The 12,583-nt window shown below is 57.9% G+C and carries 12 protein-coding genes and 1 pseudogene; 10 read left to right on the forward strand and 3 right to left on the reverse strand.

The features are described 5' to 3' along the window. Positions 1–203: 203 nt before the first annotated feature. From AC07OV_RS07760 to AC07OV_RS07785, 6 genes are all read left to right on the forward strand, one after another. Positions 204–1,022 carry an ABC transporter ATP-binding protein gene (locus AC07OV_RS07760; protein WP_494996699.1) on the forward strand — a complete coding sequence of 273 codons (819 nt, stop codon included), beginning with the start codon at positions 204–206 and terminating at the stop codon, positions 1,020–1,022. Next, complete coding sequence (locus tag AC07OV_RS07765) at positions 1,019–1,783, forward strand: ABC transporter permease (protein WP_495091953.1); 765 nt, start codon at positions 1,019–1,021, stop codon at positions 1,781–1,783. Before AC07OV_RS07760 ends, AC07OV_RS07765 begins: the two co-directional genes overlap by 4 nt. 25 nt (positions 1,784–1,808) lie before the next feature. Beyond that, positions 1,809–2,849: an ABC transporter substrate-binding protein gene (locus AC07OV_RS07770; RefSeq protein ID WP_495091954.1), complete on the forward strand. Its 1,041-nt coding sequence runs from the start codon at positions 1,809–1,811 to the stop codon at positions 2,847–2,849. After that, the gene (locus tag AC07OV_RS07775; RefSeq protein ID WP_494996702.1) at positions 2,846–3,730 is read left to right on the forward strand and encodes a PhzF family phenazine biosynthesis protein; all 885 of its coding nucleotides are present in this window, start codon (positions 2,846–2,848) and stop codon (positions 3,728–3,730) included. Before AC07OV_RS07770 ends, AC07OV_RS07775 begins: the two co-directional genes overlap by 4 nt. Then, the gene (locus tag AC07OV_RS07780; RefSeq protein WP_495091955.1) at positions 3,727–4,188 is read left to right on the forward strand and encodes a RidA family protein; all 462 of its coding nucleotides are present in this window, start codon (positions 3,727–3,729) and stop codon (positions 4,186–4,188) included. Before AC07OV_RS07775 ends, AC07OV_RS07780 begins: the two co-directional genes overlap by 4 nt. A 141-nt stretch (positions 4,189–4,329) precedes the next feature. Next, positions 4,330–4,950 (forward strand): transglycosylase SLT domain-containing protein, encoded by a 621-nt coding sequence (locus AC07OV_RS07785; protein ID WP_495091956.1) that lies wholly within the window; start codon positions 4,330–4,332, stop codon positions 4,948–4,950. 59 nt (positions 4,951–5,009) lie between these two features. Here the strand turns inward: AC07OV_RS07785 and AC07OV_RS07790 are convergent, their stop codons facing one another. From AC07OV_RS07790 to AC07OV_RS07800, 3 genes are all read right to left on the reverse strand, one after another. Continuing rightward, positions 5,010–6,182, reverse strand: a complete 1,173-nt coding sequence (locus AC07OV_RS07790; protein ID WP_495091957.1) for a hypothetical protein — start codon at positions 6,180–6,182, stop codon at positions 5,010–5,012. Positions 6,183–6,196: 14 nt separating this feature from the next. Beyond that, the gene (locus AC07OV_RS07795) at positions 6,197–7,084 is read right to left on the reverse strand and encodes a nitrilase family protein (protein ID WP_495091958.1); all 888 of its coding nucleotides are present in this window, start codon (positions 7,082–7,084) and stop codon (positions 6,197–6,199) included. Positions 7,085–7,196: 112 nt separating this feature from the next. Next, positions 7,197–9,146, reverse strand: a complete 1,950-nt coding sequence (locus tag AC07OV_RS07800; protein WP_495091959.1) for a flavin monoamine oxidase family protein — start codon at positions 9,144–9,146, stop codon at positions 7,197–7,199. A 243-nt stretch (positions 9,147–9,389) separates the two neighbouring features. On the opposite strand from AC07OV_RS07800, the gene AC07OV_RS07805 reads away from it, so the two are divergent. The 4 genes and pseudogenes from AC07OV_RS07805 to AC07OV_RS07820 all read left to right on the forward strand — a co-directional run bounded on the left by AC07OV_RS07805 (position 9,390) and on the right by AC07OV_RS07820 (position 12,583). Beyond that, positions 9,390–9,734: an FKBP-type peptidyl-prolyl cis-trans isomerase gene (locus AC07OV_RS07805; RefSeq protein WP_104993266.1), complete on the forward strand. Its 345-nt coding sequence runs from the start codon at positions 9,390–9,392 to the stop codon at positions 9,732–9,734. Between the two features lie 12 nt (positions 9,735–9,746). Beyond that, a pseudogene (locus AC07OV_RS07810) lies at positions 9,747–10,355 on the forward strand (GNAT family N-acetyltransferase). 584 nt (positions 10,356–10,939) lie between these two features. Continuing rightward, positions 10,940–11,656, forward strand: coding sequence for an MgtC/SapB family protein (locus AC07OV_RS07815; RefSeq protein WP_176997577.1), 717 nt, complete (start codon positions 10,940–10,942; stop codon positions 11,654–11,656). Positions 11,657–11,956: 300 nt separating this feature from the next. Further along, positions 11,957–12,583, forward strand: coding sequence for a response regulator transcription factor (locus AC07OV_RS07820; RefSeq protein WP_176997578.1), 627 nt, complete (start codon positions 11,957–11,959; stop codon positions 12,581–12,583).

Consider the following 12,583-nt stretch of genomic DNA (forward strand, 5'->3'; position numbering starts at 1 on the left):
CGATAGCGGTATGTCATTCACCACCGCTATCGCAGGCAAGCCAGCTCCCACAGTTGATTCGGTTCCAGCCGTTGGATTTCCAGCAATCGATGGCCCAATCCCGCGCGTGATTCGGCCCGATCCCGTGCGCCACAAATCTGTCATCCGTTCATCCTCTGTTCACCAACAACGAACAAGTCCGGCGTACCGGACGAGGAGGGGCGGTGAGCGCAACACCCTTTATTCAATTCTCAGGCGTGCAAAAAAGCTTCAAGGTCGAGGGCCGCCATTTTGTGGCTGTACGCAATGTGTCGCTGCAGGTGCAGCGCGGTGAAATCATCACCCTGGTCGGCCCGTCGGGCTGTGGCAAATCCACGTTGCTCAACATGACGGCCGGGCTGTTCGGGCCCTCCGAAGGCCAGGTGCATTACGACGGCGCCGAGGTCAAAGGCGTGAACACGCGGGTGGGCTACATGACCCAGGCCGACCACTTGCTGCCGTGGCGCACCGTGGCGGGCAACATCGCGGTGCCGTTGCAGATTCGCCGCGTGCCCAAGGCGCAGATCGAGGCGCGGGTTGAAGAGTTGATGGCCTTGGTGGGCCTCACCGGTTTTGGCGAAAGCTACCCCAACCAGCTTTCCGGCGGCATGCGCAAACGCGCGGCCATGGCGCGCTTGATGGCCAGCGACCCGGAAACCCTGCTGATGGACGAACCCTTCGGTGCCCTCGATGCGCAGATGCGCCTGACCCTGCAAACCGAACTGTTGCGTCTGTGTCGCAAGCTGAACAAGACCGTGCTGTTCGTGACCCACGACGTCGACGAAGCCATCGCCCTGGCCGACCGCTGCGTGGTGTTCGCCGGGCGCCCGGGCACCATCGACCATGTGCTCGACATCCCCCTGACGGGCGAACGCAACCTCGTACAACTGCGCTCCGACCCACGCTACGTGGCGCTCTGCGCCGAACTGTGGAAACGCCTTGCGCCAGATGTCGCCGGCGCGGCCGATCCCGCTTCATTGGCTCACTCTCTGGAGGTCGTATGATCCAGGTTTATCGCGTGTTGTTCCTGGTGTTTTTGCTGCTGTTGTGGGAAGGCGTGTCGCGCTGGTTTGGCGTGGAGTTCTTTATCAGCCGTCCTTCGGCCGTGGCGCAAAGCCTGTGGAAAATCCTGTTGAACGGGGTGTTTTTCTACCACGCCGGCATCACCACACTCGAAGCCGTACTGGGCTTTTTCTTCGGCTCCCTCGCGGGCTTGATCGCAGGCCTGGTGCTGGGCCGGGCGAAAGTGCTGGCGGATATCCTCGACCCGTTTCTCACCGCGTTCTACAGCCTGCCCAAGGTGGCGTTGGCGCCGTTGTTCATCCTGTGGTTCGGCATCGGCTTGCCGATGAAAGTGATCCTGACCGCCGCCGTGGTGTTCTTCCTGGTGTTTCTCAACACCTACAGCGGGGTGCGCAACGTGTCCCGTGAGCAACTGACGATCCTACGCCTGATGGGCGCCAAGGAGCGCGACCTGCTGACCATGGTGGTGATTCCGTCGGCGTTCACCTGGGTGTTCACCGGCCTGCGTTTGTCGGTGCCCTACGCACTGATCGGAGCCCTGGTGGGCGAGATCATCGCCGCCAACCGTGGCCTGGGTTACTTGCTGTCGGATGCCGCCTCGCAGTTCGACACCGCCGGTGTGTTCGCCGCGCTGGTGGGCATCATCGCCCTGGCCCTGATCCTCAACACGGCGGTGAAGCTGGCCGAGCGCAAGCTCATGCCCTGGAAAGCCAATGAAGCGGAACGTGAAGTTGCGGTTTAACCCCCTTTAGTCGTGGAGCTTGATCATGCTTAAGCGTTTCGTGTTTGCCAGCCTGTTGTGCGCCGCTTTCCTGCCCGCGGCCCAGGCCCAGGACCTCACCAAAGTCACCCTCGCGTTCCCCAGCGAAGGCTTCCTGTATGTGCCGATCTACGTCGCGCAGAAGCAGGGCTACTTCGCCGAAGAAGGCCTGAATGTGGAGGTGATCGTGTTTCAAAAAGGCGGCTCGGCCGCGCTGACCGCCGTGCTCGGCCGCGACGCCGATGCCTACGTCGGCCTGCCCGCCGTGGCGGTGCGCGCCCGCAGCAAGGGCCAGAATGTGCAGGCCTTCGCCGCCGTGCAGACCCAGTTCGGCAGTACCGTGGTGATCGACGGTGAGTCGGCGCACAAGGCCGGGGTGTCGGCCACCTCGCCGGTGTCGGCCCGCGCCCAGGCGCTCAAGGGCTTGAAGATTGGCGTGACCGGCCCCGGCAGCACCACCGATATGCTGGTGCGCTACCTGGCCAAGGACGCCGGTTTGAACCCCGACAAAGACTTCACCATTATGCCCATCGGCGGCGCGCCGAACATGCTGGCGGCGTTTTCCCAGGGCAGCATCAATGGCTTTTCGCTGTCGCCACCGACCATCACCACTGCCGCGCAGCAAGGCGGCTTTGTGCTGATGGACCTGGCCAAGGGTGAATACAAGCCGCTGGACGGCTTCCTGTTCACCGCGATGATTGCCCGCGAAGACTGGTTGACCGCCAACAAGGCCACCGCTGAAAAACTGGTGCGCGCCCTGTGGAAGGCCGAGCACCTGATCGCCACCGAGCCGGCCAAGGCCCGTGAGTCGGTGCGCCCGTACTTCGCCCATACCGACGCGGCGATCTTTGATGCCGCCTGGACCGCCTCGTTGCCGTCCTACCCGGCGACGCCGCGCATCGAAAAAGACGGTGTCGAGAAAAACATCAGCTTCATGAACGCGGTTGAAAACGAGCCTGTGTCGCTCGACGCGCAACAGGTCTACACCAATTCCATCGTCGACGCTGTGGCGCCGACTGTTTCCACCCTCAAGGGAGAGGCGATATGACGCCCGAGGTTCACCTGGTCAATGTATTTCCCGCCACCCCCCGTGGCGGCAACCCGGCTCCCACCGTGGCCGTGGCCGATGGCATGAGCGACGCCGATATGCAGCAGGTCGCCCGCGATTACGGGCATGAGTGCGGCTTTGTGTTTGCCGCGCCGGCTGGCAGTAATTTTGATTTTGCCCTGCGCTTCTGGGTGCCCAACCATGAGATGGAAATGTGTGGGCATGCCACCGTCGGCGCAGTGTGGTTGCTGGATCAACTGGGCATGTTGCACAAGGACCGCCTGGCACTCTGGACCCAGAGCGGGCGCGTCGACGCGCGGGTAACCGATGCGGGGACGCCGCAGATCCAGGTGGAGATCAGCCAGCCCAAGGGCCAGGTCGAAGCCTTGAGTGACCCGCTGGTGGAGGCCGAAATCCTCTCGGTGCTGGGCATCACTTCCAACGAGCTGGCGCCGTTGCCGATCCAGAATGCTTGCACCAGCCGCGTGAAAACCCTGGTGGCCTTGAAAAGCGTGGCGGTGCTGGACAGCCTCAAGCCGGACTTTCGCCGTATGGAGCAACTGTGTGAACGCATCGGCTCCACCGGTTTGTACCCGTATGCGCCGTCGGACCTGGAAGGTCGCCAGTTCGATGCGCGGCAATTCCCCAAATCCTCGGGCTACCCGGAAGACGCCGCCACCGGCATCGCCGCCGCAGCCTTGTCTTTTGGCTTGCTGGAGAACGGCCTGGTGACCGCCGATGACCGCCCGGTGCATATCCGCCAAGGGCGGGCGATGGGCCGGCCGTCGCAGATTTCCCTGCGCTTTCGCCGCGATGAGACGGGGCAGGTGCAGGGCTGCTGGCTGGGTGGGCACGTGGAATTCGCCGAGGCGCCGGCATGAGCCTGCGCGAGCGAATCACCGCCTTGGGCATGGCGCTGCCCGAGACGCCCAGCCCCAAGGGCGACTACGTACCCGTGACGATCCACGCCGGCGTGGCCTATGTCAGCGGCCAGGTTTGCCGGGTGGGCGAGGGCGTGATCAGTGGGCCAGTGACTGACCAGACGCCGCCGCAAACCGTGCTGCACGCCGGGCAAACCTGCGCACTGCGTGCCCTGAGCGCGTTGGACCAGGCCGTGGGCCTGGAGAACATCGAGCGCATTTTATTCGTGCGTGGCTTTGTGTACGGCGGGGAGGGTTTTCAGAACTTCTCCAAAGTCGTCGACGGTGCTTCGCAGGTGTTGATCGACGTGTTTGGCGAGCACGGCCGTCACGCACGCTCGGCGGTAGGCGTGGCAGGCCTGCCCAGCGGCGGCCTGCTGGAACTGGAGGTTGTCGCCGCGGTGAAACCCAACCCCTAACCGTAGGAGCCGGCTTGCCGGCGATAGCGATCAAACAGGCACCGACGTGCTGACTGAAACACCGCCATCGCCGGCAAGCCGGCTCCTACCCGTCCTGTGGCAGAATGCTGGCCTTTTACGCGTATCTCGCAAAGGTGCCCCTTGAGCGCAGGCAAAACCGTCGGACTTTTACTACTCACCTCGATGCTGGCAGCGTGCGGCACCTCGCCGCCACGCACACCCAACGACCTCTGCGGCATCTTCCGTGAAAAGGACGACTGGTACGACGCCGCCAAAGTCACGCAAAAGCGCTGGGGTGTGCCGATCCAGGTGCCGTTCGCGATCATGTATCAGGAGTCGGGCTTCCACCAGGACGCCAAGGCCCCGCGCAAATACCTGCTGTGGATCATCCCCTGGAGCCGCGTCTCCACCGCGTCCGGCTACGCCCAGGCCAAGGATGAAGTGTGGAACGACTACCGCAAGAGCACCGGCCGCACCGGCGCCAGCCGCCAGGACTTCGACGATGCCATCGACTTCGTCGGCTGGTACATGGACAAGACCTACAGCATCAACGGCGTCTACAAGTACGACGCCTACGGCCAATACCTGAACTACCACGAAGGCTGGGGCGGCTACCGCCAGCGCACCTACGCCAGCAAAGCCTGGCTGCCGCCGGTGGCAAGCAAGGTGCAGGCGCGCTCGCAGATGTACGCGGCCCAATATGCGGGGTGCAAGGATGATTTAGGGCGCGGGTTCTGGAGTCGGTTTTGGCGGTGGTTGTGATTGGGCAACGACTTTGATTGCTCCTACGCTGCGTAAAGAGCACAGCGTAGGACAGACCTTCACATTTGGATTAACTCACCTACCAGCGGCACTATCAACAGCGTGCTGATTGCCATCGAGATGACATTGCCGATATACGGATGAACGTGCGCAGGCAAGCGCTGCGCAATGGCACAAGCCAATGGTGGGGCGATCAGTGCTCCGAGCAGTGCACTGGAGGCAATCACGCTCCAGCTACCTCCATGGGTCAGTACGGCCGCAGGTACCACAGAGACCAGCGGAACGTAGGTTGGATACCAGCCTCGTCTAATCCACTGTTGCCGCCAGATCACGACACCCAATGCTGAGGTCAGCGCTTGCGCGCCTAGCAGGGGCAAAACCAATCCCGATCCATATACAGGGCTGAGGGGGTTCAGCGCGTAGGCCAGCAGGACGCCTGCAAGCAGTCCGAGACTGGCTAGCTCGTTCCCGAAAAATGGCGCCTCGGAAAAGTCTGCCAGTACCCGACGCAGGCTCCATATCACGCCATAGGTCGGCGTCTTGGCAGGTATTGGTTTGACTGGAGGGAGATAGTCGGAGCGCACTATCGAGGGTACTCGACGACATAGCACGAATGCGATAACGCTGCTGATGGCCATACCTGTCACATTACCGATGACGACGGGTAAGCCCAACGGAGTGCACACGAAATTCACGAGCAACAAGCACATCGGCGTCACCAGCAATGCCCCCAACACCGCACCATTGAGCGTAACTTTCCAGCCCCCGCCAAACATCAGCACCATGGCGGCCGGTAAAGAGACGAAGGCTGCGAATGTGGGTTGCCACGTCTGTTCGGTGACGCTCCAGCCCCAGAATAGATTGCTGAGCACTAGCCCTAGCAGTGAACTGGTCACCAGCCAGGGCCAGAGGCCGGTACCGTAGGCAATCGAAAACCCTTGCCAGGCTCTCCCGTGCTTGCTGGCCCACCAGGCCAGATAGGCCCCCCCTAACAAGCCGACCGAGGCAAGTTCATGTTTGTAGAAGGCGACCTCACTGATGTCCCCGAGTACCCAACGCAGCCAGGCTGTCGGTTGTGACAGATCTGCCACCATTTCTGTATAGCCTGGCCAGGAACCCTCATGATGGAGTACCACCCAGAGCGCCATCAGTGTGCTGATCAGTCCCAGCACAATAACGGTGATATCTGTTCCCGAAAGACGTCGTTTCGTATTGGTAATGAGCGTTTCCATGTTGTCCCCCTCCGTCAGCGCGGCAGAGCGGGGTGGAGGGAGTATCCGAGCATTTGATCGTAGATATCGTGGCGTCGGTCTCGTTGCAGGTCGTTGAGACTGTTCCAGATAGGTGCGCTGCGGGAGCTGGTGATGTCGATGTCGGCGAACAGTATTTCTTGTCGATTGGCTGAAGCCACTGCTCCGATCTGCCAACCATTGGTTCCGGCTATCAACGAACATCCCAGGTAACGGGCATCTCGCTCTTCGCCGATGCGGCTGGCGGCGGCGATAAACACGTTATTCACATGGGCTGCAGTCATCGTCAGGTAGGACGCCATGCATTTACCCGCTTCATCGAATAGAGGCGGTGGGGTCCACACCCAATTATTCAAGCTACAGATGATATCTGCGCCTTGCTGGCTCAGAATGCGCGGTACCTCCGGGAACCAGATGTCCCAGCAAATCAGTAACCCGATGCGGCCGATGGGTGTTTCAAACACCGGAAAACCGGTGTCACCAGGAGTGAACCAAAGCTTCTCCAAGTTCCATAAGTGCGCTTTGCGGTATTTACCGATAAACCCATCCGGGCCGAGCAGTACAGCCGTGTTAAACAACTGCATACCGTCTATTTCGCTCAGACCCGCTACCAGATACACCTGGTGCGTACTGGCAAAGTCAATCCATGCCCTTACGCTTGTTCCGTCCGGTACGGTCTCCGCATGATCAAAGGCGTCCTGTCGACTGCTGAAGAAATAACCGCAATTGGACAGTTCGGGCAACACGATCAGCTTGGCGCCGCCATGTGCTGCTTCGGTCGCAAGTGCAAGGCTTTGGCGCAGGTTATTTTCTCGATTTTCCATGCCGACTTGGGGATCAAGTTGGATGACCGCTACGCGTGCGGGGCTTACTGATTCACTCATGAAGGCGACCTCTTATTGTTATGCAGCCGGAGAGTGGCTGGACGTTTATAAGAGGCGGCAAAGCGTTTAATGGAAAGTCGGATGGTTCCTGTCGTGTTGTGGTCTATTTCTTTTACGGTTCGACTTTATACTCAGGGTAGTCCTGCAGGGTGAAACCACCATTGAACGTTGCGTGGGTTTTGTTACAGATGTGTATTACGGCGTCAATGGCACCTCTGAAGCAAGGTTCAGTCCAGCCCGCGTCCACCGAAAACGACTCGCCACAGAGATAAAGTCCCGAGGTATGAGAGAAGTCTCTGTTGTATTTCATCAAGCTCACCGCATTGTAGTATGTGCCTGCGCGGTAAAGTTTTGCACAGCCTAGAGCGTTTTTATCATTCATCCAGCGTTGAACAATTGCTTGTTTATGACCTATGTAGGGAGAGATTTTTTCATTTATGTTTATGGATTTTAAGAGGATTCTATCAAGCTCGATTATGCACTTTTCGATGAGCTCTTGGTCATTGAAAAATGAGAGTTTGGTAGCGTCATCTTCCCATGTGTAGCTGAGAAGGATGCAGTCATAGGTGTTGTTGCTATTGTAGCGGTAGGTGTACACGTCGTGTATCAGGGTGTCTGTTACGATGGCTTGCGGTATGTTTTTGTTGCGTGATAGAAAAGATTTCTTAAGCGGGGCGTAGACTTTGCAACTGGTTTCCCAGTGGGCGGATTTATAAGCCTCTATTATTTCAAAAGGGAGCAAGTCGCTGTTGAAATTTTCGATTGATATCTGTGTCTCGATCAGCCAGGAGGGGAGTGTCATTACGACAGAGTCACACTCTATATGTTGAAGGTTTTTCGATATGTTTGACTCGTTATTCCAGTTGTATTCAACTCTTATTTTTCCGTTGTCGAGCCTTTTTAGTTTTGTCACAGCGCTATTGGTCATGAGCCCCGAATCACTTTTGATTAAATGTTCGTATAAGGACTCAGGGGCTTCTTTCGGTTTTATGAAAAGAAGAGACTCCGCCAGCGAACCAAGCCCAATATAGTTTGGTTTGTTAAATTTTAGCCCTCTAGAGTCTAGCGTTTCTTTGGCGTTTAAGTAGGGAGCGTCCAGAATCATACCGTCTGCATTCATGCGGCCGTGGATCAATTGCAGATGGCTGCTGAATCCGAATATCGCTGTGCGCAGTGGATAAAGTGAGCAGACATCATAAAATGCGCCCCAACTGCCATCGCCAATTCCGATGGAATAGAAAATAGCTGATTCCTGTGCCGTCATTCCCATGCCACCAAAATTGCCTGGGTCATTTTTTAGCCAACTATCAATGGGTGGCATCTTTACCAAATCACGAAAGGAAATACCTTCATACTTTCTTACTATCGAATCCCATAACTGTTCCCAATGGTCGGCACCATAGTGTTCGGCGATGGTGAGCGTCATGCGCTCGGCAAAAGATTTCCATTTTGCGAAAACCTTACCCAGTGTTTCGCCGGGAGGCGCTGTGTTTCCGTCGGTGTTTTTCCATATGAGCATGGTGGGCTCGCCGCTGCCGTCGATGCTGCCCTCTCTAAGGTATATCCCCGTAGAGCGGACCGCAGGGCTACCTGGGTTTGGGAAGTCTGAATGATGCAGTTCGAATTCATTGGCGTAATAGGCCATGAGAGATCGACCATTTTTCGGCGGCTCATTGGATGTGTTGAAAAACGGCATTCTCATCGCTCCCATTTCAAACGGTGGCCTGCCAACTGTAGGAGTGTTGTTATTCCCGAGGGTGGTGAAGTGCCTGCCGCCGAGTCTTTTCGACTTTTCAAATAGCGTGATGTTGGTGAATCCGCATCTATAGAGTTCCCGTGCAGCTGTTAGGCCTGTTATGCCAGCGCCGATAATGCAGATCTTATGGTTGGCGTTCGTCGCCTGTGCGATGCCGTTTACTTGTTCTACCAAAGTGCGATAGTCAAAACACAAATCGGGAGGATTAGGGAATCTGGCCCTCCATTTATTTTGAGTAGAGCGCTTTTTTCGAAAATGTTGTTGGGCTACGTCAGCCGGATAATTAAAGTTGGAGCCGATGGTCATTCACATTTCCTTTATTCGGTGTTGCTGGTTTATTTATAGGATGAGCGCAGGCATTGCGGGTCAACATCAGCGGGTTGAAGTTTCTAACGACGGGAAGTCGTATTTTTTTGTAGGTGCAGCGCAACCGGCGAACGGAGTAGCTGATCCCAGCTTTGGTTGTCATGCAGTGATCTGGCCCCGGGACTTGCCAAACCCACCCAGTTCTGGGAAAACCCCACCCTTTGCACTTCCAGCGAGCACCTCATGAGCACCGACGAACTCCAAATCACCGACATCCGCCCCGGCACCGGCAAAGCTGTGGTCAAGGGCGCGCTGATCACCACGCAATACACCGGCACCCTGGAAGATGGCACGGTGTTCGATTCGTCATGGGAGCGCGGTAAGCCGTTCCAGTGTGTGATCGGCACCGGGCGGGTGATCAAGGGCTGGGACCAGGGTTTGATGGGCATGCAGGTCGGCGGTGTGCGCACCTTGTTTGTGCCGGCGCACTTGGCCTACGGCGAGCGTTCGATGGGCGCGCATATCAAGCCCAACAGCAATCTGCGTTTTGAGATCGAATTGCTCGAAGTGCTGACACGGGACGATTGAGGACGAGCAAACATGGACGTTGATTCACAGGTATTGCCGGGATGTTCCGTTGCGGGCATCCGGGTGGTTGAGTTGGGCGGTAGTGATGTAGCCGAGCTGTAGCAATTTTTCGAGCGTGCGCCGGATTACTTCATCGCCGTCAACGGTGAGCCGGCCACCCCGACGGAGGCGCATGAAGAGTTGCAGGGTCAATTGCCCGCTGGGTGGTCATGCAGCCGGATGTACTGGTTGGGTTATCGCGATGCACAGGATCAACTGGTTGCGGTGGTAAACATCGCAGCGGATTTGTTGGCGATGGGCGTCTGGCATATTGGCCTGTTGCTGGTGGACACACCCTTGCATGGCACCGGGCTTGCGCAGCGGTTGCATGCAGACCTTGAGGCGTGGGCTGCCCGAAAGGGGGCCCAATGGCTGCGGTTGACGGTGGTCATCGGCAACACCAGGGCCGAACGCTTCTGGCCCAAACTGGGCTATGTGCAGGTGCGCACGCGGGAAGGAATCACCATGGGGCGGCAGGTGAATACGGTGTCCATTCAGGTCAAGGCGTTGGCCGGTGGCCAGGTTGATGATTACCTGGCGCGAGTCGAGCGCGATCGACCGGGTTATACACCGCCCTTGTAGGAGCCGGCTTACCGGCGATTGCGGAGTGTCTGCCATGAAATGATTGGCTGATACGCCGCAATCGCTGGCAAGCCAGCTCCTACAGGGATTGGGTCAGATAATTTTCCTGAACCAGCCCTGAAGAATGGGCTTTATTCAGTGGCGGTACATTTTCCTACGGTTTACTCACCCATCTTCGGAGCGTAAGCTGCGGGCGTTTTTATCAATAGCGGAGACCCTCAGTGGGTACTTGTTCGAGTGACAGTCGTCGGCCGGTTTCGGTAACCGGCACCAACTTGGCAAGGTAACGCGCATTCTTCCGATGCCGTTGTCTCGCCTGAAATAGCGAGATGCGGTATCCCGGCAGTGGTCAGTCCTGGCACCTGCTCAGATCCCTCTCAATTGACGCTGACCCGCACCTGATGCCAATCGGGATGCGACGGACACGCCTGCCTTTACGGTGGGCGGGCCGAGCTGACCTTGCCTGTTTATCGGGCATGGTGCGGCCGGTCGTACCTGGCTGGATGGATTTTCACAATGGCCAGTCAGACTGGCAGGCAAGGACCGTGTTCATAAGGACAGTCCGTCGTCAGGAGCAACATTCCATGCAAGCAATCAACAACATCAACCTCAATTCCCTGGTCGATACCCTGGTGAGCCTCACCGCGGCGTTTATCCTCGGTGGCTTGATCGGTTTCGAACGTCAGTATCGCCAGCGCACGGCGGGGTTGCGTACCAACGTGCTGGTAGCGGTGGGCGCGGCGATTTTTGTCGACATGGCCAACCGGCTCGGTGGTGCGGAAGGTGCGGTACGCGTCGTGGCGTATGTGGTGTCGGGCATCGGTTTTCTCGGTGCCGGCGTGATCATGCGTGAAGAGGGCAATGTGCGCGGGCTCAATACGGCCGCAACCCTCTGGGCGTCGGCGGCAGTGGGGGCGTGCGCGGGGGCCGACCTGATTCTCGAAGCACTGCTGGGCACATTGTTCGTGCTGGCAGCCAATACGCTGCTGCGTCCGATCGTCAATAACATCAACCGTCAGCCGTTGGATGTGGTGTCGGCAGAGGTCACCAACATTCTTTATGTCATTGCGCGACGCACTCAGCAGAAGGCTGTCCTGGCGTTGCTGGAGGCTGAGTTGGCGCGGTGCAACTACCCGGCCAGTGATGTCGACGTTCGCCCGTTTGGCACTGAAGAAGTGGAGATCGAGGCAACCTTGGCGGTTACGTCCGTGGACGGTGATGAACTGGATGCGCTGGTGGCACGAATCTCCACCTCGACCCTGGTGGTGCAGGCCTTCTGGAGCCCGAGTACCACCGACTAGTCCCCTGGCGCCAGTTTTACCTGGCGCAATGTTGCCTATGCTTATGCGAGGAAAAGTCCTACATGCATTCGAGACTATCCCTTCATTCAAGGGGACGCGGCGTTGTTAAGGTTGCGCGCTTGTTCCTACCCAGGAATCAAGGTGCGGCTTTACGTGATTGTCGTGTTTTTCAATTAGAGGGGCCCCGTTGCCGGAGTTGCCGCGCAGGGTAATCAGTGCCGTTGGTCGGAACTGTTACTTTTCACAGGTAGATGGGGCCCGCTTGAAATGTAAGTGTTCCGATCCTCCCAGGGGAGCCCTATGAACAAAGCGTTAATTGTGGATGATCATCCGTTTATCCGTGCCACCGTCCGCTATCTGCTCAAGCAAGAAGGCTTCGATACCCTCTATGAAGCGGGAAATGGCGCCGATGCCATGCAGATCGCTCGTGAGGAGCGTCCGGCCCTGATTATCCTGGACCTGGCCATGCCCAAGCTGGGCGGTCTGGAAGTAATCAGCCGCATCAGGGCCCTGGGCCTCCCTTGTAAAATCCTGGTGCTGACGTCCTATCTGGCGGTGTTCTTTTCGACCCGGTGCATGCGCGCGGGCGCCATGGGGTTTGTCGCCAAGACCGGTGAACTGGATGAGCTGCAAAAAGCCATCAGAGCCGTGATGTCCGGTTATAGCTGTTTCCCCAGCCTGCCGACCAGCTCGGTCCACCGCGACGATTTGCAGTCCACCGAGCAGCAATTAGTGGACGCACTGTCGGATCGCGAATTGACCGTGTTGCAGAAGTTGGCACTGGGCCTTGGCAACAAAGAAATTGCCGAGGATATGTTGCTGAGTCACAAGACCATCAGCACCTATAAGACTCGGCTCAAGGAAAAGCTGCGCATGTCCTCGATCGTGCACTTGTCCAAGTTTGCTCAGCGCAATCATCTGATCTGA

The organism is Pseudomonas sp. GW821-FHT09A09 (genome assembly GCF_059418405.1).

Bases quoted from the DNA above. Each gene is read 5' to 3' on its own strand.
- AC07OV_RS07805 (WP_104993266.1), top strand. From the start codon at position 9,390: ATGAGCACCGACGAACTCCAAATCACCGACATCCGCCCCGGCACCGGC.
- AC07OV_RS07775 (WP_494996702.1), top strand. From the start codon at position 2,846: ATGACGCCCGAGGTTCACCTGGTCAATGTATTTCCCGCCACCCCCCGT.
- AC07OV_RS07790 (WP_495091957.1), bottom strand. From the start codon at position 6,182: ATGGAAACGCTCATTACCAATACGAAACGACGTCTTTCGGGAACAGAT.
- AC07OV_RS07770 (WP_495091954.1), top strand. From the start codon at position 1,809: ATGCTTAAGCGTTTCGTGTTTGCCAGCCTGTTGTGCGCCGCTTTCCTG.
- AC07OV_RS07780 (WP_495091955.1), top strand. From the start codon at position 3,727: ATGAGCCTGCGCGAGCGAATCACCGCCTTGGGCATGGCGCTGCCCGAG.
- AC07OV_RS07800 (WP_495091959.1), bottom strand. From the start codon at position 9,146: ATGACCATCGGCTCCAACTTTAATTATCCGGCTGACGTAGCCCAACAA.
- AC07OV_RS07765 (WP_495091953.1), top strand. From the start codon at position 1,019: ATGATCCAGGTTTATCGCGTGTTGTTCCTGGTGTTTTTGCTGCTGTTG.
- AC07OV_RS07795 (WP_495091958.1), bottom strand. From the start codon at position 7,084: ATGAGTGAATCAGTAAGCCCCGCACGCGTAGCGGTCATCCAACTTGAT.
- AC07OV_RS07820 (WP_176997578.1), top strand. From the start codon at position 11,957: ATGAACAAAGCGTTAATTGTGGATGATCATCCGTTTATCCGTGCCACC.
- AC07OV_RS07815 (WP_176997577.1), top strand. From the start codon at position 10,940: ATGCAAGCAATCAACAACATCAACCTCAATTCCCTGGTCGATACCCTG.